A 19,799-nucleotide genomic window follows, 5' to 3' on the forward strand; every position below is an offset into this window, starting at 1 on the left:
ATGCCGACGTATCTGTTCAAACGTATCGCGATGGCCTTCCCCACGGTGGTCATCGTGGCGGTGCTCGTCTTCGCGATGATCCGCGCGATTCCCGGCGATCCGGCCACGCTGATGCTGGGCGACATCCACGATCCCGCCTTGCTCGCCCACCTGCGCCACGAGTTCGGCCTCGACGAGTCGTTGCCCGTGCAGTTCCTGCATTGGGTCGAGCGTTTGCTGCGTGGCGATCTGGGCATGTCCATCGCGCGTCATCGACCGGTCTCGACACTTATCGCCGAAGCGTTTCCGGTGACGGCGCAGATCGTGCTGAGCGCGACGGTAATCGCCTGTCTCGTGGCGATTCCGGCAGGGCTGTTTGCCGCGTGGCGTCAGAACCATCGCAGTGATCTGGCCGTCGTCATGACGACGATCCTGCTCGTCTCGATTCCGAGTTTCTGGTCCGGCATTCTGCTGATCTGGGTCTTCGGCGTGAAGCTGCACTGGTTGCCGACCTTCGGGTATCAGACGTTCGCGCAGGCCGGTTGGGGGTCGCTCAAGTATCTCGTGTTGCCGGTGATCGCCGTGAGCCTCGGAGAAATCGCGGTCGTCACGCGCATGATCCGCGCGAGCAGCATCGAAGTGCTGCGCCTCGAATACATCGCCCATGCGCGGGCGAAGGGACTCGGCGAAGGGCGCGTGCTCGCGCGTCACACGCTACCGAACGCGTTCGGCCCGGCGCTCACGGTGATCGGTCTGGTCGTGGGGCACCTGCTCGCGGGCGGGGCTGTGATCGAGACCGTCTTCACGCTGCCGGGCATGGGGCGTTTGCTGGTCGAGAGCATCTATGCGCGCGATTACCCCGTGGTGCAGGGGTGTTTGCTGGTGATCGCGCTGATCTACGTCGTCATCAACCTGATCGTGGATTTGCTCTACCCGCTGTTCGACCCCCGACTCAAACACTGAACGCCATGAAATCTTTACATCGCGCCAACCTCTGGATCGGCGGCTTTCTGGTCGGGCTGCTGGTGCTGATCGCCGCGGTCGATCTCGTCTACACGCCCTATAACCCGATCGACGTGGACCTCTATGCGCGCTATGCCGCGCCGAGCCTGAAGCACTGGTTCGGCACCGACGCCTTCGGTCGCGACGTACTCTCGCGTCTGATGGCCGGCGCCGGCGTGAGCATCACGGTCAGTCTCGCGTCGGTATTGCTCGCGCTGGCCTGCGGCACGCTGATCGGCGCCATTTGCGGCTATGTCGGCGGCTGGCTCGACCGCATTGCCGGCATGCTCGTGGACGCGCTCATGGCGTTCCCCGGCCTGCTGCTGGCGCTGGGCATCATGACGGTGCTCGGGCCCTCGAAGTGGGGTGTGGTGCTCGCGCTGGGGCTGGCGTACACGCCGTCCGTGAGCCGCATCGCCCGTGGGGCCGTGCTCTCGCTGCGCACGCGCGACTATGTGGTCGCCTCGCGCACGATGGGCAACGCCGAAGTCTGGACCTTCATCCGTCACGTGCTGCCGCATTGCGTGCAGCCGCTGCTGATTTTTTCGACGTCGCTGTTCGGCTCGGCCTTGCTTGCCGAGAGTGCGCTGAGCTTTCTGGGCCTGGGCGTTCCGGCGCCTGAGCCGACGTGGGGCGGCATGCTGGCCGACGGCCGCTCGTCCATCGAGCAGGCGTTCTGGCTCGTACTGTTCCCCGGCACGGCGATCTCGCTCGCGCTGTTCGGCATCAACCTGCTGGGAGACGCCGTGCGCGATCTGCTGGACCCTCGCATGAAGGAGGCGAAATGACGCCCACGACCGATAACCATCAGGCCGTGCAGGCCGCCGGCGCGCCCTCGCTGCTCTCGATCGAGGGACTGCGCATCGCTTTCCCGGACGGGCAGGGCGCGCAGCGCGACGTCGTGCGCGACATCGATCTGACGCTGCGGCCCGGCGAGTCGCTGGCCATCGTCGGCGAGTCGGGCAGCGGCAAGACGCTGATCGGCAAGGCGCTGTTGGGGCTGCTGCCGGATTCGGCAACGGTGCAGGCGACCTCGATGCAATTCGACGCCCGGTCGTTGCTCGACCTGACGCCCCAGGCATGGCGCGAATTGCGCGGTACCGAGATCGGCATGGTGTTTCAGGAGCCGATGGTGTCGCTCAACCCTGCGATTCGTATCGGCGAGCAGATGGTCGAAGCGCTGGTGCGTCGCCGTGGCGTGCCCGAGGCGCAGGCGCGCGAGAAGGCCATTGCGATGCTCGAACGGGTGCGCGTGCGCGACCCGCGGGGCTGCATGAGCCGCTTTCCGCACGAGTTCTCGGGTGGCATGCGTCAGCGGATTCTGCTCGCGGCAGTGATGCTGCTCAAGCCGCGGTTGCTGATCGCGGACGAACCGACGACTGCGCTCGATTGCGTCGTGCAGAAGGAAGTGCTCGACGTGATGATCGGCCTGACGCGGGAAGCAGGCACGGCGCTGATCTTCGTGAGCCACGATCTTGCGCTGGTTGCCGCCTATACCGATCGGGTCATGGTCGTGCGACGCGGCGATCTCGTCGAAACCGGCCCCGTGGCGCGCGTGCTGGCGCATCCGTCCAACGATTACACGCAGCGCCTGCTCGAATCGCTGCCGCGCCGCGATGCCCGGGATACGCATGACGTCGCGCATGTCGCCGCAGTCCCTGCGGGGGAGCGCGTGCTGGAAGTCGACCATGTCGCCATCGACTACATGGTGCCTACGCGCCTGTGGGGCAAGACGCGTGTGCCGACGGTGTTTCCGTGCTCGTTCTCGCTGCGTGCGGGGCAGACGCTCGCCATCGTCGGCGAGTCGGGCAGCGGCAAGACCACCATGGCCAAGGCGATCATGGGTCTGCTGCCGCTTGCGGGCGGCGAAGTCAGGGTGCTGGGCAAACCGTTCCCGGGGCACGGCACGCGCAGCGAGTTGCGCGAAGCGCGTCGTTCGATCCAGATGGTGTTTCAGGACCCGTACTCGTCGCTCGACCCGCGCATGCGCGTCGAGGCGCTGGTGCACGAAGCCTTGCGGCTCGATACGTCGCTCGGCGCGGCCGAGCGTCGCGAGCGTGTAGCGCAGGTATTGGACGACGTGGGACTGAGCGGCTTCGGCCCGCGATTCGTCCATCAACTCTCGGGCGGGCAGCGTCAGCGCGTGGCGATTGCGCGGGCGCTCGCCAGCCATCCCGCGATCATCGTGGCAGACGAGCCGGTGTCGGCGCTCGACGTCACCGTCCAGAAGCAGGTGCTGGAAATGCTCGTGGCGCTGCAGGCGCGCTATCGCTTCGCGTGTCTACTGATTTCGCACGATCTGGGCGTGGTCGAGCAACTGTCCGATCACGTCATCGTGATGTTCCGCGGGCATGTCGTGGAGTCGGGCACGCGGGACGCGATCTTCGATATGCCGGCGCATCCGTACACACGACGTCTGTTACAGGCGGTGCCGGAGTTGCGCGGTAGTCGCGAGACGGGCTTCGCAGTGCGCACGCGCTCGCTGGGCCCGCACGACGCTTCGCTGCCGTACTTCGACCCCGAGCGCTCGCCCCAGGCCATGCCCGCACTCGCCGCCGTGGCGGGCAGTGTGGATGCGGCCCATCGCGTGGCCGTGCTGGCCGCCTGATGCCTCTTGATGCCTATCGATGCCTATCGATGCCGCTTGATGTGGTCCGACGCCCCGATCCGAGTCCGGCCCCGGGCGATCGGTTTCTCGATCGTCCGGGTGATTGGCAAACCTGATCCTGATCGGTGCAGCCGCATTCCTGAGCATCGCTCGGCTGCCTACACTGGCGCATCGGCCATCGCGCCTTCGCACTACTCGTACGACCTGATTCGACTCCATTCATGCAAAGCGTAATTCATCCCCTGCCGTTCGTTGGCACCGGCACCGCGCAATCCGTCGTGGCACAGCACTTCGGTGAGCCGAACTGCGGGCGCAAGGTCTATGTGCAGGCCGCCCTGCACGCCGACGAGATCCCGGCAATGCTCGTCGCCACCCGCCTTCGCGAGAAGTTGCTCGTGCTCGAAGCGCAGGGCCGTCTGCGTGCGCAAGTCGTGTTGCTGAGCGTGGCGAACCCGCTCGGCCTCAACCAGTGGCTCATGGGCGCGCCGCAGGGGCGCTTCGAACTCGCCAGCGGCCGCAACTACAACCGCAGCTTTCCGATGCTGTTCGACGCTATCGTCGAGCGGCTGGAGCGCCAGCCGGGGCAACTGTCCGACGACGTGGCGCGCAACCGGGACCGCGTACGTGCGGCATGGCGCGACGCGTTGCTGGCGCGCCCCGCGACCGATGCCTTCGGCGCGCTTCAGTCCCTGCTGATGCTCCAGGCGTTCGACGCCGACATCGTGCTCGATCTGCATTGCTCGCGCGAAGCGGCGATGCACCTTTACACCGGCGACGAGTGCTGGCCTGCCGCCGAGCCGCTGGCGCGCTATCTGGGATCGACGGCGAACCTGCTGGCGCTCGATTCCGGCGCGCATTCGTTCGACGAAGCGCAGAGCTACACGTGGTATCGGGTGCGTCAGCATTTCGGCGCGAAGTATCCGATGCCTTCCGGCCCGGTGTCGGTGACGATCGAGCATCGCGGCCAGCGCGACGTGTCGTACGCGCAGGCCGAAGCCGACGCCAGCGCCATCATGCAATACCTCACCTATACCGGCGACGTGGACGGGCAGGTCTCGCCGCTGCCGGACCTGCCGTATCCGGCCACACCGCTTGCGGGCAGCGAACAGTTCCGCGCGCCGAGCGCGGGCGTGCTCGTGCATCGGGCCACGCTCGGCGCGCTGATCGAAGTCGGTCAGCCTGTCTTCGACATCGTGGATCCCATCACGGGCGATGTCACCACGCTCGTGAGCCGTACGCAGGGCGTGATGTACATGCGGCGCGACGTGCGCTTCGTCAACGCGGGCGACCCGCTCGGCCGCGTGACGGGACACCGTGCGCAACGCACGGGCATGCTGCTCGGCGCCTGACGAGCATCCGCTTCATCGACCCCGACACTTTCGACACGCCATCCGCCAATGTAGGCCGAACCGTATTCTGACAACGAGACAATTCATGACTCGCTATATCGACATTCACGACGTTCAAAAGCTGTTACGAAAAACCGGTGTCGCCCCGTTCATCGAGACGCTGGCCGATTACATCCGCGACGACTATCTGCGCTGGCCCGAGTTCGACAAATCGGCGCGTGTGGCCAATCACTCCAGGGACGGTGTCATCGAACTGATGCCCGTCTCCGACAACGACCTGTACGGCTTCAAGTACGTCAACGGGCACCCCATCAACACGCGTCGCAACCTGCTGACCGTGATGGCCTTCTCCGTGCTGGCCGACATGCATACGGGCGCGCCGCTGCTGCTCTCGGAGTTCACGCTGATGACGGCGCTGCGCACGGCGGCCACGTCGGCGCTTGCGGCCACGGTGCAGGCGCGTCCCGACAGTCGTGTGATGGCGCTGATCGGCAACGGCGCACAGAGCGAATTCCAGGCGCTCGCGTTTCACGCCATGCTGGGCATTCAGGAGATCCGTCTGTTCGACGTCGACCCGCATGCCATGATCAAGCTTGTGCGCAACCTCGAGAACGTGCCTTACCTGCGCGTGCTGTGCGCCGGTTCGGCCCGCGAGGCGGTACGCGGCGCGGACATCGTGACGACCGTGACGGCGGACAAGGCGAACGCCACCATCCTCACGCCGGACATGATCGAGCCGGGCATGCACCTGAATGCCGTGGGCGGCGACTGCCCGGGCAAGACCGAGTTGCACACGGATATCGTGAAGAACGCCCGTGTGATGGTGGAGTTCGAGCCGCAGACGCGTATCGAAGGCGAGATTCAGCATCTCCCGGCGGATTCGCCGGTCATTCATTTCTGGCAGGTCCTGTCGGGCGACGTGGCGGGGCGCGAGACCCCCGAGCAGGTGACGGTCTTCGATTCCGTGGGCTTCGCGCTCGAAGACTTCTCGACGCTGCGCTATCTGTATGACCTCGCGCGCGACGCCGGCGTGGGCCGTGTGATCGACCTGATCCCCGAGCTGGATAACTGCAAGGACTTGTATCAACTCGTCGCACCTTCGGCGGCGCCGGCATCCGTGGCAGCGTGCGCTGCATGATCTTCGGGATGCCCTGAGGTACGATGACGAGTTTGCGGTGCGAACGTCTCGGTATCGCGCGTCATTGCCGTCTGCGTAATTGGCGCGAACGTCGCACCGACCGGTCAAGACGATGAGAGGTCCTATGACACTAGTCCAGCTTCGCGTGTTCTGCGCTGTGGTCGAGCAGGGAAGTTTTCGCGCGGCCGCGCGCACGCTCGATATTGCGCAAAGTACGCTGACGCAGGCGATTCAGGGGCTGGAGGGCGAGTTGGGCGTGACATTGCTCAACCGCTCGCATCAGGGCATCAGCCTCACGCCCGTCGGCGAGCGTTTTCTGGTGCGCGCCAACGCCATCCTGCGCGACTGCGAACTCGCGTCGCAGGACGTCATGCAGTCGCGTGGGGAAGAGGAAGGCAATATCACGCTCGGTGTGACGTCCGAGCCGCTGGCCGAGTTGTTGCTGCCGGTAGTCAAGCGTTTCGTCGAGCGCTTCCCGCGCGTGAGGGTGCACGTCACCAGCGGCTATACGAAGATGCTCATCGAGCGTATTCGCGACGGACGGCTCGACTTCGTCCTCGCGCCGCTCGCGCCGCAGGTCAGCGACGTCGATCTTTCGATCGAACGACTGTACCGGTCCGTGCCCAGCGTGATCGCCCGCAAAGGGCATCCGAAGGCGCACGTCACATCGATTCGCGATCTGGTCGATTGCGAATGGGTGAGCATCCGTCCGGCGGGGATTGTCGGTGGTGCGGAAAACCGGCTGATCAGCCTGTTCAATACCGAGAATCTCGGCGCGCCGAAGATCGTGCTCACGGCGGAGTCGCTGCTCGAGACGCTCCACATCGTGTGCGAGTCCGACTATCTGACGATCGAGCCGCGCGTGCTCTCCGAGCTGACGCTGTTCTCGGGCGCGCTCACGAGCATTCCGATTCGCGAGGCCTTCGATCCGCGCGACGTGTGTCTGGTGGCGCGCCGCTCGGCGCCGTTCACACTGGCCACGCAGGAGCTGGTGTCGATGCTTGTCTCGTACTCCCGCCTCGTACACGGGCCGGCGGCGAGGAATACGGCGGGTTGACCGGGGCGGGGCGTCTCGCGTCTTGTCACCCGCAACGACCTTTCGTTTAGCCGATCATCTGACGGCTGCGCAACCACGTCTCGTAAAACCCCGGCCATTCCGCGCTCGGCGAGCCCGGTTTGCCCATGCCGAAGCCATGCCCGCCGCTGGCGAGCGGATGGAACTCGACCGGCACACCGGCCTGTTCGCACGCGCGCGTCATGATGCGGGTGTTCTCCGGATTCGAGACGGGATCGTCGTTCGCCTGAGTCAGAAAGACCGGCGGGCAACCGTGTTTGACGTGTGTTTGCACCGACCATTCTGCGCTTTCCTGCTTCGTCGGATGATCGCCGACGAGGATGCGCCGTGTGGATGTGTGATCGTAAGGCGGCATCAGGGTGATGACGGGATAGATCAGCGCAGCATTGGCCGGTCGTGCCGAGTGAGTGTCGATATCGTCGATGGGGCGATACGACGCAAAACCCGAACGCGCCGCCGTGAGTCCCATCAGATGGCCGCCCGTGGAGAAGCCGAGCACGCCTACGCGCTGGGCATCCAGTCCCCGCCGGGGGGCTTGTGAGCGAATGATGCGCAGGGCGCGTTGGGCATCCTGCAACGGGGCGAGCGCGCCGTCGACCCATTCTTCGTTCGGCAGGCGATACGCCAGCACGAACGCGGTGATGCCGCGCTCGGTAAGCCACTGTGCGGCGGGAATTGCCTCCGAGCCCATCTGTTCATATTTGTACCCCCCGCCTGCGGCCACGAGCATGGCGGCTCCGTTGGGGCGCTCGGGGAGGTAGACGTCCAGATACGGCGTGACGACATTGCTGACGGCGCCCTTGGCGCTCGTTTCCACGTGACCGCCAGGGCCGCCACCGCCGGGCGGCATGCCCGGCCACAGCGCAATCTGCGTTGCACGCGCGTCGGCCGCACGCGGTGCGGCGCGTAATGTACCTGCCGAGCCGGCCATCGCCGCCATGGACGCCAGGGTGGTCCAGCGCAGCAGGGCGCGTCGATTCATCGTCATCGGGGTCTCGCTTGGGCAAACGCGCGCATCGCGCAATGGCGAATATTCTGCGCGGGACAAATTGCGATGGCACGTGGCAACGAATTGACGTTGCGTTGAGAAGGATAAATATCTCCGCAGATTACAAGTCTGGTGGGAAACGTGGCAACCGATCCAGCACGGTCTGCTGAGCGGATAGCGGCGTGCTTAACTCGCGCGAAATCAGCGACACGATGTCGTGAATCGAGTCGTGTGTGTCCGGCCGAATGACCAGCAGGGGCGGCAAGGCCTGAATGAGGCCACGGCCCACGTCACCGGCCAGCCGGTAGGCACCGCACAAGAATAGGTCGGTGTCGGGATTGCCTGCGTCGACGGCATCTCTTGCCCAGAACTGCTCATGAGACATGCACAGATTGGGGTCCGGCTGATGCGCGATGTGATGATCGCGTCCGCCGACCACTAACGCCACATCACCGGGCAGAAGGCGTAGCGCTTCCGCTGGCTTTTCATGCCACACCCACATGGATCCGCGCAGCACAGTGTGCAGAGCCAATTGAATGGCGGCCGGAAGCTTGAGCCCCCAGGGCGGAAGGGCGACCGAACGTGCAAACAGCGCCCCGGACGCCCGGGCGCGGGTGAGATATTCATGCAGTAAGTCCATGCGGAATTGAGAGCATTGAATGGAAATTTGAGCGATTCGAACATTGAGACGAACATTCGTCTATCGCATCATGACCCCATGAACAACGACGCCCCGCTCGTAGGTTTCGCAACTTTACCCATCCATACACCACGACCTGAAGGTATCCACATGATTGACCACGTCTATATCTCCGTCACCGACATCGAGCGGTCGTTGCGCTTCTACCTGGAAGCATTGGCGCCGCTTGGCTGGCGCGCATTCGGAAAATACGATGCTGCGGCCGGCCCTCAAAGTGTCCCCGACCTCTACGGTATCGGCGATGACAGCTACATTAGCGGAACGGCCGTCGGCGCAAGCATTTGGTTACGCCAACGCCTCGCAGGCGAGACGGGACTCTACCTCGGCATCGTTTGCGACACCAACGAACAGGTCGACGCAGCCTACGCAGCCGCAATCACGGCGGGGGGCATTGACGAAGGCGCGCCTGCCGATCGCACCTACTTCGCGGCAGGCTACTACGCCGCGAATGTCTCGGACTTCGACGGAAACCGGCTCGAGTTCGTCCATAAGGCATGGAACCCCAAGCGCCATGGGTAAGAGCGCATGATGCGGTTTTCCCCCTCAGACCTTCCGCGTCCGTGGGGCATGACCGAATTTCTCCCGATAGGCGGCCGGACTCGTGTGGGCGATGCGTCGGAAGTGTCTGCGCATTGACGCTTCCGACCCGAAGCCGGCCAACTCGGCGACGCGCAGCACCGGCATGGACGGTTGCGCTTCGAGCAACTCTCGCGCCACCGCCACACGCTCGTGCGTCAGCCATTCATACGGCGCCATGCCGGTAGCGTCCCGAAAATGCCGCTGCAAGGTGCGCGGACTCATCGCCACGCGTTCGGCAAGCGAGCGCAGCGTGTGCGGTAAGGCCGGATGTTGGCGTACCCAATCGATCAACTTCGCCAGACGTCCGCTTTCGTCGTGCGGCATCGGTCGCGGCACAAACTGTGCCTGGCCACCCTCGCGATGTGGAGGCACGACAAGCCGCTGCGCGACACGATTGGCCACTGCGCTTCCATAGTCCCGTCGCACCAAATGGAGCAGCATGTCGAGCCCCGCCGCCGAGCCCGCCGAAGTCATGATCTGACCCTCGTCGACATATAGCGCATCTGACTGCACATGCACCTTCGGGTAGCGCTGCTGCAGTTTCTCGGCGTAGCGCCAGTGGGTCGTCACCGTCTTGCCGTCGAGCACGCCAGCCGCCGCCAATACAAATACGCCGGAACAGATCGAGCAAAGACGTGCGCCGCGCCGATGGGCTGCGCGAATCTTCTTCAGCAGCGCCTCGGGCGGCACCTCGTCCGGATCGCGCCAACCGGGCACCATGATCGTGTTCGCACTGTCGAGTCGCCTGAGCGTGTAGGGCGCGGCAACGGTAATGCCACCGGCCGCGCGCAGCGGCCCGGGCTCGATAGCGCAAACGCTGAAGCGGTACCAGTCGACGCCGAGTTCGGGGCGCTCCAGCGCGAACAGTTCGGTGACGCAGCCAAATTCGAAAGTGCATAGCCGGTCATAAGCCAATGCAACGACAAGATGTTTTTCCATGGCGTAATGTTACCGGACATTGTCATTTACGACACTTATCGGCCGAACGGCATAACGGCAAAATGAGGCTTTCCGAATCACCCTACCCGGGCACCACGCGTGCCGCACTTTCCTTCGACCCGACCTATGCCCACCCTCAGCGAAAACAACGCCGTTACCGCCATCCCTGCCGCCGAGAGCGCCGCGGCTCTTGCCCACTTTCGCGCGTCGCTGCAATTCGAAACCGATTGCGCCGATGTTGCCAGTGCACTTGCCGGCGGATCACCCGGCTTCGTATTGCTCGACGTTCGCAGCCCGGCGCTGTTTGCTCGCGGCCACATTCCCGGCGCCGTGAACTTGATGCACGGCAAGATTGTCGCGTCGAAGCTCGCCAATTACGCGCGTGACACGCTCTTCGTTACCTACTGCGCAGGACCACACTGCAATGGCGCAACGCGAGGCGCTATTCGGCTGGCGCAGTTGGGACGGCCGGTGAAGGTGATGATCGGCGGTGTTACCGGATGGCTCGACGAAGGTTTCGACCTTACTGTGAGCGAACTGGTGTGATCGATCCGAAGGGGGCGTTTCGTCTTGGTTCTCTTAGTCAGGAGCTTATTCAGGAGCTGACTCAGGAGCTGACTCAGGAGCTTAGTCAGGAGCTTAGTCACGAGGCCAAGCGTTCCCGAGTGTCTTTGCGTCCGGTCGGTGCACGAGGCGAGACGATGCTCAGCGCACCGACTCGACGACGATTTCCGGATATTTGTGGAATTCGGTGAGGACATCGGCATCGGCCGGCGCGTCGGTGACGAGGGTCCACGCGCGCGCTAGCGGGGTCCAGTGCTGCTGGCTCGCGCGGTCGAGTTTGTTCGCCGTCACCAGGACATAAACGCTCGCCGATTGGCGAACGATGCATTCCTTGAGCCATGCCTGCTCCGCCGAGGCTTCGCACAGCCCGCGACCGGCAACTACGCCGTCAGCGCCCAGAAAGGCTTTGTCGACGGACACTCGCGAGAGCGCGAGTTGCGCCAGCGGGCCGAGCACACTCATGCTCGACGGGCGAACGTCTCCACCGATGAGCGTCACCGGCACTTTGTTGGCGGCCAGCACACCCACGGCCAGCAGGTTGTTGGTCACGACCCGAACGTTCTCGCGTCCCGCCAGAAAGCGGGCCATCGCTTCGGTCGTCGTGCCCCCATCGAGAAAGATCGTGTCGCCGTCCGCCACGTGAGCGACGGCGGCACGCGCAATGGCGTCCTTCTGCTCGCGGAAGCTCTCGCGACGCAATTCCAGCGATTCCTCAGGTTCGTGCATGCGCACAGGGGCAGCGGCGCCGCCGTAGGTGCGCACGATGCGACGCTCGTCCGCCAGCGCACGCAGATCGCGACGCACGGTCGCCTCCGACATGCCGAAATGCGCGCACAGCGCGGCGACATCGGTCATGCCCGACAGGACGGCTTTGAAAATCGCCTCTCGGCGGTTGGCTACTTTCATGAAGGCTCGGTCAGCAAAGGAAGCCGTACGAATGGGCCACACGAACATCTCGTGCGAATGCGGCGGCGCGCGGCGTCGACCTCGGCAGGCTCGCCGCGCAGCGCGCATAGTGTAGCGTGCTGCGTCCGGAAATCGACCGTCGCCGGCAGTCGCGACCATCGGCCACGGCCAGAGGGGCATGCTCCTGGAAAATGATCGATTCGATCATTTTTGGGGCGCTGGGTGACGCTATTTTGATCGGTTCATCCGAGGATAAACCCCTAGTCACAAAGTTTGCACATTTTTCTGGCAGAGATTAGACTTCCGTCTGCTCAAATCGATCAAAAAAATGATTGATTGATCAATATAGAAATCAGTCGGGAGACAACAATGGCTCAAATTCGTATCAAGCGCGGGATCGAGCGCGTGCCGGGCGGGATGATGATCGTTCCCTTGCTGATCGGCTCCCTGATCGCCACGTTCCTGCCGGGCATGCCGAAGTTCTTCGGCTCGTTCACGAACGCGCTGTTCACGGGGGCGCTGCCGATTCTGGCAGTGTTCTACGTTTGCATGGGCGCGAGCATCGACGTGAAGGCCACGCCGTACCTCGTCAAGAAGGGCGGTGCATTGTTCGCAGCCAAGGTGGGCGCGGCGATTGTCGTCGGTATCGTGCTCGGGCACTTCCTCGGGGAGGCGCCCGTGTCGTCGGGCATGTTCGCGGGCATCTCCACGCTGGCCGTGGTCGCTGCGATGAACGACACCAACGGCGGCCTGTACATGGCGCTGATGGGCCAGTACGGCCGGTCGGAGGACGTGGGCGCCTATACGATCATGTCGCTCGAATCGGGGCCGTTCCTGACGATGGTTACGCTGGGCGTGGCCGGTTTATCGGCGTTTCCGTGGCCGACGCTGGTGGGCAGCATTCTCCCGCTGGCCGTCGGCATGCTGCTCGGCAACCTCGATCGCGAGATGCGCGACTTTCTCGGTCGCGCCGTGCCGGTCATGATCCCGTTCTTCGCGCTGGCGCTCGGTGCCGGGCTCGACCTGCACAAAGTCTGGCAAGCCGGCCTGCTGGGTATTCTGCTCGGTTTTGCTGTCGTGGTCGTGACGGGGATTCCGCTGTACATCGTCGACCGTGTGACGGGCGGCACGGGCGTGGCCGGCACGGCTGCCGCCAACACGGCGGGCAACGCTGCCGCCGTTCCCGCGCTGATCGCTGCGGCCAATCCGGTGTATGAGGAAGCCGCCAAGAGCGCGACGCTGCTCGTGGCCGCCTGCGTGGTCGTGACCGCGATCGTCTCCCCGATCCTGACCGCCGCCGTCGCCAAACGCGCCATGGCGCGCGGTGCCATGGCAGGCAAGGGAGCCGTGCAGTGAGTGTGTTGATTGTCGCCGACGATCTGTCCGGCGCAGCCGACTGCGCCATTGGCTTCACCAATGCCGGACGACGCAGCGTGGTGTCGCTGGACATCGACGGCTTCAATGCCTCAGCACAGGTCGTAGCAATCGACACGGATACCCGTCGCCTCGCGCCGGCCGATGCCGCGTCGCGGGCGGTCGCCGCGTGGCAGCGATTGGCGGCCCCGGGGCGTCGTCTGTACAAGAAGGTCGACTCGACGTTACGTGGCAACTGGGTCGCGGAAGTCGCGGCGCTCCAACCGCTCGCCGGTCTGGCGATCGTCGCGCCTGCGTTTCCGGCGACGGGCCGCACTGTGCGCGATGGTGAAGTGTTCGTACTTGGCGTGCCGCTGGCCGACACGGATACGTGGCAGCTTGAGCATCAAGGACAGGAAGCGCGGCTCGCGCCAATGCTGGCGGCAGCTGGCATGACCCCGCAAATCGTGTCGGCAGGCATGCTGCGTGGTGAGCCCGCGCAGGTACAGGCGGCGCTGAACGGTATCGTCGCGCAGGCGCGTGCGCAGGGCGTCACGGCCCTGATCGTCGATGCGCAAACGGACGACGATCTGGCGATGCTCGCGAGAGCGAGCGTCTTGCTCACGGACATTTTCTGGGTGGGGTCAGGCGGTCTTGCGCGCGAACTGGCCGGGTTGCCGGCGTTGTTCGAGCGGCAGGCGGGGGCGGCGCAAACGAACGATGTGTCGACCGTTAGCCGCGCGGCGCTCGGCGCCGGTCGCATTCTGACACTGGTCGGCAGTCTGTCCGCCGTCTCGCGCCAGCAATGTGCGCGACTGTGTGAAGACAACGACGTCGTGGAATGGATCGTCCCGCCGGCAGTATTGCGCGCGGGTGAAGCGCATGCCGAGCGTGCCGGTTGGTGCGAGCGCATCGGCCGGGCGATCGGGCAGGGCACCGACCTGCTGGTGCGTATCGGGCGCGACGACGCTTTCGATCCCGGCGAAGGTGCACAACTGTCGGCGGCGCTGGCCGCGTTGATCGCGCCGCACTTCTCGCAGTTGTCGGGATTGATCGTGACGGGCGGCGAGACGGCGCGGGCGATGTTGCGCGCCGCGAACATCGGCGCGCTCGAACTGCTCTCGGAAGTCGAGCCGGGCGTTGCGGTGGGACGTCCCGCCAACGGCGCGCCCGTGCATGTCGTCACGAAGGCCGGCGCCTTCGGCGGCGAGGCAGCGCTCCACAGCGCTTATCGTCATTTGCGCGCTACGGCGCACGCTGAGCGTCGGTGATACACACCCGCGTCGGCAAAAGATCTGGATATCGTTCCGGCCATGGCATCGACAGGCCGGACACCCCCAACGAAACGGATAGGAACGCAAACGCCATGAACCCTTACCTCCCTGTCATCGGCATCACCATGGGTGATGCGGCTGGGGTCGGCCCCGAAATCATCGTCAAGAGTCTGGCCCACGAGCGCGTGTATGCGCAGTGCCGCCCGGTCGTGATCGGCGACGCGCGCCGTCTCGAACAGGCGATCGCCATCGTGAACCTGCCGCTGAGCGTTCGCCGTATCGAGACGGTGGGCGAGGCGACGTTCGCGCGCGGCGTCATCGAGTGCATCGACCTGAACCTGATCCCGGAAGACCTGCCGTTCGGTGAACTGTCGGCCGTGGCGGGCGACGCGGCGTATCAGTACATCGCACATGCCGCCAAGCTTGCCGAAGCGGGCGAGATCGACGCCATCTGCACCGCGCCGCTCAACAAAGAGGCGCTGCACGCGGGCGGCCACAAGTTCCCGGGCCATACCGAGATGCTTGCGCACCTCACGGGCGTGGACGAGGTATCGATGATGCTCGTCGCGCCGCAGTTGCGCGTGATTCACGTGACGACGCACATCGGCATCATCGATGCGATTCGCAAGATCGAGCCGAGGCTGGTGCAACGTACGATCGAGCGCGGTCATGCAACGCTGGTGAAGGCCGGGATCGCGAACCCGCGTATAGCGGTGTGCGGCATCAACCCGCACGCCGGCGAGAACGGACTGTTCGGCTACGGCGAAGAGGAAGAGAAGATCGTGCCGGCGGTGCAATTGCTGCGTGAGCGCGGTTGGGACATCGAGGGTCCGCTGCCGGCCGACACGTTGTTCTTTCGCGCCGGACGCGGCGACTTCGACCTCGTCGTGGCGATGTACCACGATCAGGGGCACGGTCCGGTGAAGGTGCTGGGCCTCGAAGCCGGCGTGAACGTGACGGTCGGGCTGCAAGTGGTGCGTACGTCGGTCGATCACGGCACGGCGTTCGATATCGCCGGCAAGGGGATCGCCGACGAAGGCAGTATGCTCGAAGCGCTGCGTCAGGGCGCGGAACTGGCCACACGGCGCGCGTGAGGCTTCATTGCCGCGTATTGTCCCGGTGGGCGCCCGTGGGCCCCGGTCATCCCGTGGCCCCGGCAGATGACAGGGGCGGGCGTCAAGCGTCGTTAATCGGCGGCCGGATCGCCTGTCTGGGCGATATGCCGTAATACCGTGCCCTCGTCCGCATACCAGCGAACGAGACACTCGCGATCATGGCAGTTTTTTTCCCGGTAGCGCCAGGCCGCCCGCGCTCTTTCCCTAAAGGTGTCCTGATCGGAGACAGCCGCTCTCGCATTCGCGAACAGGGCGGCCAATTCCACGTCGGCGCTTGCCAGTTGCGGATCGCTGCAAATGATTCGCTCGGCATTGGACTGGGCTTTGGTGCAGTCGAAACTCGCGCGTATCGCATTGCGTGGCGCCGTGCGTGTGGCGGCCGGGTCCGCAGTTGTCGTCGCGTCGCTCTGCGCCTTGTCCTTGCGTCGGGCCGACGCTTGCGACGTTGCCTCCCTACGCGACGCATTCTCAGCGTCATGTCTCTTGGAAGCGGCGGCTTGCGTCGGTTTTTGCGCTGCCGACATGGGTGACAGATGCGGCGGACTGCTCACCCAGGCGAAGCCCGCGACGACCAGCGCGACGGCGGCGAATCCGGCTGCCTTCAACGGTGGGTTTCCGGCGGTTTCCGGTAGCGACGGTCGCGCTGAAATCTCCACGCTTAACAGCGAGTCGAAGCGTTTATTGATATCGGCAACCACTTCCTCGATAAAGCGCTTTCGCTTTAAATACCCTTGAAGCCGAAAGGCGCCGAATGCCAGCGCCAGAATGAGTAATCCGACGCCGAGCGCCCCCCAATTCATGTACAAACAGATCGCGCCGGCGAGGGCCGTCAGAAAGGGGGCTGTCCATGACGGCGGCGTCGGCCATGCACTCACCGCTTGAGACAGGCTGGCGGCGGCATCCGCCAACGCGCCCTGAAGTCCAAGGTTGCTCGCGCATTTTTGCTCGATCGAGTAGACAGCGAGCATGGCCTTTTCTTTCTCCGCAAGCGATAAGGATCGAATATCGCTTGCGAGCATGATCGCCCGGTTCGTCGCATCGAATTCGTTTGCGACGCTTGCGAGAAATCGCTGATGCCCTTCCAGCGCCGTGGCGTCGGGAAGGTGGTCGTATTGCCGAACGTACACGCCGTGCGACATAAAGTAGCGAATGAGTGCGTCTCCCGTTCGGCTACGGACCTGCGCTGCGAACTCAAGCGCGGCTTGCTCCCTTTTCGACATGCTGATATTTCCCCGATTGCGCCTATCGCCTGAGTTCTTTAGCTTCTCTAAATCTTTTAAGTGCTTTTGCCGGCGAGGCGACGTTGCGTGCTGTAAAACTTCGTTTATTTAAATAAGAGTGCTATGTATTCATGTTTAAAACGTTGCCGCATGAAGCATAGCATTTAAATATCGGTTCTACGCACGGGACATGGTTGAATCGGCGCCTTGATCGGACGTCTGCAATACGGCACGTCACCGGACAGACGTGGTCGTGTCCGTTGAGCGTCCTGGTGGCGATTTCGTCTTGGGACTCGTTGACCAGGGGGATCGGCGTGTCCTTGCCGATGCAGGGCGGTGCGGCCTCACCCGATGTCACCCCCACCTCTTGTGACAAAAGCGCCTGCCGGGCATGCCGGCAGGCGCTCTGCACTTTCGCCCGCACGCACGCGCGCGCGGATCGACCTCGTCAGTCGGCGCGAGGGAAGTCCAGCGCCGTATCGTTGATGCGGTTCACCAGATTCGTGAACGTGATGCCCGACATCACCAACGCGATTTCGATGACCTGACGCTCCGTGAAGCCGGCGTCGCGCACGCGCTGATATTCGTGCGTCTCGATCGAACCGTGGGTCGTGACCAGCGTGCGTACGAAGTGCGCCAGCGCGTCGCGGCGATCGTCGCCCGACACTGCGCCGGCACGCACCGCGCGCATCGCGTCCGGCGCGAGACCGGCGATCTTGCCGATGATCATGTGCGCGGCCAGGCAGTAATCGCAGCCGCTAACCTCGCTGACCACGAGACGGATGGTCTCGATGTCCTGCTTGCTCAGACTGCTCTTGCCGATGACGGCGTCGAGGGCGAGCGCGGTCTCGAGGGCGTCCGGGGCGTGGGTGCCGATGGCGAGGTACAAGTTGGGCACGCGACCCGTGCCGGCCTTGATTCTGGCGAACAGTTCGGCAGTGTGACCGGTGGCGTCTTGCGGCGAAACGGTGGAGATACGACTCACGGTTAAGCTCCTTCAGGGTTGAGATACCGCGACAGAGTGGCGACGGCATGGATCCCATCTTAAGGAGAATCGGTGATATTTTTAATGCCTGTTTTTCACGGTATGATGCTCAATCGTCTCAAGTATGCCGTATGGACTGAAGCCGTATGAATTTGCTGGATCGTCTGCTGACCTTGATTCCCGTGACCGGGCAACTCGACTTTCGTTGTCATTTCGGCGCGCCGTGGCGTATCGACGAGGCGCGCTCGCCGGCCAGCCAGATCATGTGGCACCTGCTGCTCAGCGGCACGGCCACGGTCGAGCACGACGACGGCCCGCCGCTCGTCATGGCGGCCGGCGATATTGTGATGTTTCCGGCGGGGCATGCGCATTCGCTGCATGAGGGGGCGGGGCAACCGGCCGATACGCCGCACCTCGAAGCGGGCGCGGGCTTCACCATCGTTCGTCAGGGCAGTGGCGATGCGGCCGACGTGCTGTGCGGGCGATTCTTCTTGGGCACGGTGCCTGACGGGTTGCTTCGGACATATCTGCCGTCGCGAATGGTTGTGCGTGGCGGGCGCCGGGGAGAGGGCGCCGAGGGAGCGCCGGCGCCCGGCAGCATGGGCGACCGGCTGGCGCGTCTGATCGCGCTCATGCGCGACGAGACCATGGCGCAGGAGGCGGGATGCGAGTCGCTCGTCGGTCATCTGTCCGGGGCCCTCTTCGCCATGACATTGCGGGCGGCGGGCGAGGGGGACAATGCGCCGCGTGGGCTGCTGGCGCTCGCTCGCGAGCCGCGTCTGCAACCGGCGTTGGCTGCCATGTTCGAAGCGCCGGCGCATGCCTGGTCGTTGCCCGATCTGGCGGCGTTGTGCCATATGTCACGCGCTACGTTTTCGCGTCGCTTCGATGATGCGCTCGGTTGCTCGGCGCACGACTTTCTCACCGAAATCCGCATGACGCTCGCGGGACGCAAGCTCGTGCATACCGCGGCCTCCGTCGCCGGTATCGGCGAGTCGGTCGGCTATCAGTCCGACGCGGCGTTTCAGCGCGTCTTCAAGAAGGTTGTCGGCGTGACGCCCGCACAGTGGCGCGCGCAGGCGCGGCGGGCCGAGCCGCGCTGAATCCGTTGGCGCACCGACTGGACGACCCGTCGGGTTCCGAATTTTCCGCTGTCGCTATCCATGTCGCTATGGATGTCGCTGTCAACACCGTAGTCGATGCTGCAATCAATGCAGCGGTTCCGAAGGCGCTTCGTCCTCGAACGTGCGGAAGCGCCAGCCGAACCACACTGCCAGCATGCGGATGACGAAGCCGGCAACGAAACCCACGCTCGTCGCGACACCGTTCGGGACACCGAAATGCAGCATGGCGACATACATCGCACCGGCAATACACGCCACGCTCGCATACATCTCCCGGCGCAGCACCAGCGGCACCTGCCCGCACAGCAGGTCGCGCAGCATGCCGCCGCCGATCCCCGTCAGCACGCCCGCCAGCACCACGATGACCGGACTCGTGCTCACGGTCATGCCGATATCGCAACCCAGAATCGTGAAGGCGGCGAGCCCGATGGCGTCGACCGTGATGAACGTCATGCGCAGCCGGTGAATGTGGCGCGCCACGATCGAGGCGAGCGTTGCGGCCCCGAGCGTGAGCAACAGGTACTCCGGGTGTGCGATCCAGACGAGCGGGTGACGACCGAACAGCACGTCGCGAATCGTGCCACCGCCCAGGGCCGTCACCATGCCGACAAAGGCGAGCCCGAAGCGGTCCATGCCGCGCTGCATCCCCATGATGGCCCCCGACATCGCTTCGGTGACGATAGCGATCAGATAAAGGGCGTAGAAGATTTCTGTTTTCATGATGTCCCTTGCAAAGGCCGGGCGACTATATCACTTCGTGCGTTTTTTCCCGGTTTTTCCGGGGGCGCCGGCCCTGCTGCTGCGATTTATACGAGTTTTCCGCGTGCGCACTTGATGCGACACTGCTCGCAACGAAACGACACGGATGGGCAGACGCGGCCCCAACGCCGCCCAAACCCCT

At 64.4% G+C, this 19,799-nt stretch carries 19 protein-coding genes; 12 read left to right on the top strand and 7 right to left on the bottom strand.

Features of this window, described 5'->3' with window-relative positions:
* From PAN31108_RS20675 to PAN31108_RS20700, 6 genes are all read left to right on the top strand, one after another.
* Positions 1–942, top strand: coding sequence for an ABC transporter permease (locus PAN31108_RS20675; RefSeq protein ID WP_150670648.1), 942 nt, complete (start codon positions 1–3; stop codon positions 940–942).
* A gap of 5 nt (positions 943–947) precedes the next feature.
* On the top strand, positions 948–1,769 hold the full coding sequence (locus tag PAN31108_RS20680) for an ABC transporter permease (RefSeq protein ID WP_150670649.1): 822 nt from the start codon (positions 948–950) through the stop codon (positions 1,767–1,769).
* A complete protein-coding gene (locus PAN31108_RS20685) occupies positions 1,766–3,589 on the top strand; it encodes a dipeptide ABC transporter ATP-binding protein (protein WP_150670650.1) in 1,824 nt (607 codons plus the stop codon). Before PAN31108_RS20680 ends, PAN31108_RS20685 begins: the two co-directional genes overlap by 4 nt.
* Positions 3,590–3,810: 221 nt before the next feature.
* On the top strand, positions 3,811–4,938 hold the full coding sequence (locus tag PAN31108_RS20690) for a succinylglutamate desuccinylase/aspartoacylase family protein (RefSeq protein WP_150670651.1): 1,128 nt from the start codon (positions 3,811–3,813) through the stop codon (positions 4,936–4,938).
* A gap of 85 nt (positions 4,939–5,023) precedes the next feature.
* Positions 5,024–6,076 carry an ornithine cyclodeaminase gene (gene ocd / locus PAN31108_RS20695; RefSeq protein ID WP_150670652.1) on the top strand — a complete coding sequence of 351 codons (1,053 nt, stop codon included), beginning with the start codon at positions 5,024–5,026 and terminating at the stop codon, positions 6,074–6,076.
* A 124-nt stretch (positions 6,077–6,200) separates the two neighbouring features.
* On the top strand, positions 6,201–7,133 hold the full coding sequence (locus PAN31108_RS20700) for a LysR substrate-binding domain-containing protein (protein WP_150670653.1): 933 nt from the start codon (positions 6,201–6,203) through the stop codon (positions 7,131–7,133).
* Between the two features lie 46 nt (positions 7,134–7,179).
* Here PAN31108_RS20700 and PAN31108_RS20705 read toward each other — a convergent pair whose 3' ends face one another.
* Both PAN31108_RS20705 and PAN31108_RS20710 read right to left on the bottom strand, forming a co-directional pair.
* A complete protein-coding gene (locus PAN31108_RS20705; protein WP_217426344.1) occupies positions 7,180–8,139 on the bottom strand; it encodes an alpha/beta hydrolase in 960 nt (319 codons plus the stop codon).
* A gap of 121 nt (positions 8,140–8,260) precedes the next feature.
* The gene (locus tag PAN31108_RS20710; RefSeq protein WP_150670654.1) at positions 8,261–8,779 is read right to left on the bottom strand and encodes a cupin domain-containing protein; all 519 of its coding nucleotides are present in this window, start codon (positions 8,777–8,779) and stop codon (positions 8,261–8,263) included.
* A gap of 150 nt (positions 8,780–8,929) precedes the next feature.
* On the opposite strand from PAN31108_RS20710, the gene PAN31108_RS20715 reads away from it, so the two are divergent.
* Positions 8,930–9,358 (top strand): VOC family protein, encoded by a 429-nt coding sequence (locus PAN31108_RS20715; RefSeq protein ID WP_150670655.1) that lies wholly within the window; start codon positions 8,930–8,932, stop codon positions 9,356–9,358.
* A gap of 24 nt (positions 9,359–9,382) precedes the next feature.
* On the opposite strand, the gene ftrA is transcribed toward PAN31108_RS20715, so the two are convergent.
* The gene (gene ftrA, locus PAN31108_RS20720) at positions 9,383–10,357 is read right to left on the bottom strand and encodes a transcriptional regulator FtrA (protein WP_150670656.1); all 975 of its coding nucleotides are present in this window, start codon (positions 10,355–10,357) and stop codon (positions 9,383–9,385) included.
* 126 nt (positions 10,358–10,483) lie between these two features.
* Between ftrA and PAN31108_RS20725 the strand changes: the two genes are divergently transcribed.
* Positions 10,484–10,903, top strand: coding sequence for a rhodanese-like domain-containing protein (locus PAN31108_RS20725; RefSeq protein WP_150670657.1), 420 nt, complete (start codon positions 10,484–10,486; stop codon positions 10,901–10,903).
* Positions 10,904–11,062: 159 nt separating this feature from the next.
* Here the strand turns inward: PAN31108_RS20725 and PAN31108_RS20730 are convergent, their stop codons facing one another.
* Entirely contained in the window at positions 11,063–11,827 is a 765-nt protein-coding gene (locus tag PAN31108_RS20730; RefSeq protein WP_150670658.1) for a DeoR/GlpR family DNA-binding transcription regulator, read from the bottom strand.
* Between the two features lie 369 nt (positions 11,828–12,196).
* Here PAN31108_RS20730 and PAN31108_RS20735 point away from each other — a divergent pair, with 369 nt between their 5' ends.
* The 3 genes from PAN31108_RS20735 (at position 12,197) to pdxA (ending at position 15,548) form a co-directional block, all read left to right on the top strand.
* Positions 12,197–13,183 (top strand): 2-keto-3-deoxygluconate permease, encoded by a 987-nt coding sequence (locus PAN31108_RS20735; protein WP_150670659.1) that lies wholly within the window; start codon positions 12,197–12,199, stop codon positions 13,181–13,183.
* Positions 13,180–14,451 (top strand): four-carbon acid sugar kinase family protein, encoded by a 1,272-nt coding sequence (locus PAN31108_RS20740; protein WP_150670660.1) that lies wholly within the window; start codon positions 13,180–13,182, stop codon positions 14,449–14,451. Before PAN31108_RS20735 ends, PAN31108_RS20740 begins: the two co-directional genes overlap by 4 nt.
* Before the next feature lie 95 nt (positions 14,452–14,546).
* Entirely contained in the window at positions 14,547–15,548 is a 1,002-nt protein-coding gene (gene pdxA, locus PAN31108_RS20745) for a 4-hydroxythreonine-4-phosphate dehydrogenase PdxA (protein ID WP_150670661.1), read from the top strand.
* Between the two features lie 92 nt (positions 15,549–15,640).
* On the opposite strand, the gene PAN31108_RS20750 is transcribed toward pdxA, so the two are convergent.
* Positions 15,641–16,477 carry a lysozyme inhibitor LprI family protein gene (locus tag PAN31108_RS20750; protein WP_150670662.1) on the bottom strand — a complete coding sequence of 279 codons (837 nt, stop codon included), beginning with the start codon at positions 16,475–16,477 and terminating at the stop codon, positions 15,641–15,643.
* A 760-nt stretch (positions 16,478–17,237) separates the two neighbouring features.
* Positions 17,238–17,774: a carboxymuconolactone decarboxylase family protein gene (locus PAN31108_RS20755; protein ID WP_150670663.1), complete on the bottom strand. Its 537-nt coding sequence runs from the start codon at positions 17,772–17,774 to the stop codon at positions 17,238–17,240.
* A gap of 146 nt (positions 17,775–17,920) precedes the next feature.
* Between PAN31108_RS20755 and PAN31108_RS20760 the strand changes: the two genes are divergently transcribed.
* On the top strand, positions 17,921–18,877 hold the full coding sequence (locus tag PAN31108_RS20760; protein WP_150670664.1) for a cupin domain-containing protein: 957 nt from the start codon (positions 17,921–17,923) through the stop codon (positions 18,875–18,877).
* A gap of 105 nt (positions 18,878–18,982) precedes the next feature.
* On the opposite strand, the gene PAN31108_RS20765 is transcribed toward PAN31108_RS20760, so the two are convergent.
* Positions 18,983–19,618, bottom strand: a complete 636-nt coding sequence (locus PAN31108_RS20765; protein WP_150670665.1) for a trimeric intracellular cation channel family protein — start codon at positions 19,616–19,618, stop codon at positions 18,983–18,985.
* Between the last annotated feature and the right edge of the window lie 181 nt (positions 19,619–19,799).

Origin of the sequence: Pandoraea anhela, from assembly GCF_902459655.1 — a bacterium.
Lineage (GTDB): Bacteria > Pseudomonadota > Gammaproteobacteria > Burkholderiales > Burkholderiaceae > Pandoraea > Pandoraea anhela.

Coding starts and splice junctions, on each gene's coding strand:
- PAN31108_RS20725 (WP_150670657.1), top strand. CDS start 10,484: ATGCCCACCCTCAGCGAAAACAACGCCGTTACCGCCATCCCTGCCGCC.
- ftrA (WP_150670656.1), bottom strand. CDS start 10,357: ATGGAAAAACATCTTGTCGTTGCATTGGCTTATGACCGGCTATGCACT.
- PAN31108_RS20730 (WP_150670658.1), bottom strand. CDS start 11,827: ATGAAAGTAGCCAACCGCCGAGAGGCGATTTTCAAAGCCGTCCTGTCG.
- PAN31108_RS20705 (WP_217426344.1), bottom strand. CDS start 8,139: ATGACGATGAATCGACGCGCCCTGCTGCGCTGGACCACCCTGGCGTCC.
- PAN31108_RS20710 (WP_150670654.1), bottom strand. CDS start 8,779: ATGGACTTACTGCATGAATATCTCACCCGCGCCCGGGCGTCCGGGGCG.
- ocd (WP_150670652.1), top strand. CDS start 5,024: ATGACTCGCTATATCGACATTCACGACGTTCAAAAGCTGTTACGAAAA.
- PAN31108_RS20675 (WP_150670648.1), top strand. CDS start 1: ATGCCGACGTATCTGTTCAAACGTATCGCGATGGCCTTCCCCACGGTG.
- PAN31108_RS20760 (WP_150670664.1), top strand. CDS start 17,921: ATGAATTTGCTGGATCGTCTGCTGACCTTGATTCCCGTGACCGGGCAA.
- PAN31108_RS20735 (WP_150670659.1), top strand. CDS start 12,197: ATGGCTCAAATTCGTATCAAGCGCGGGATCGAGCGCGTGCCGGGCGGG.
- PAN31108_RS20700 (WP_150670653.1), top strand. CDS start 6,201: ATGACACTAGTCCAGCTTCGCGTGTTCTGCGCTGTGGTCGAGCAGGGA.
- PAN31108_RS20685 (WP_150670650.1), top strand. CDS start 1,766: ATGACGCCCACGACCGATAACCATCAGGCCGTGCAGGCCGCCGGCGCG.
- PAN31108_RS20715 (WP_150670655.1), top strand. CDS start 8,930: ATGATTGACCACGTCTATATCTCCGTCACCGACATCGAGCGGTCGTTG.
- PAN31108_RS20690 (WP_150670651.1), top strand. CDS start 3,811: ATGCAAAGCGTAATTCATCCCCTGCCGTTCGTTGGCACCGGCACCGCG.
- PAN31108_RS20680 (WP_150670649.1), top strand. CDS start 948: ATGAAATCTTTACATCGCGCCAACCTCTGGATCGGCGGCTTTCTGGTC.
- PAN31108_RS20765 (WP_150670665.1), bottom strand. CDS start 19,618: ATGAAAACAGAAATCTTCTACGCCCTTTATCTGATCGCTATCGTCACC.
- pdxA (WP_150670661.1), top strand. CDS start 14,547: ATGAACCCTTACCTCCCTGTCATCGGCATCACCATGGGTGATGCGGCT.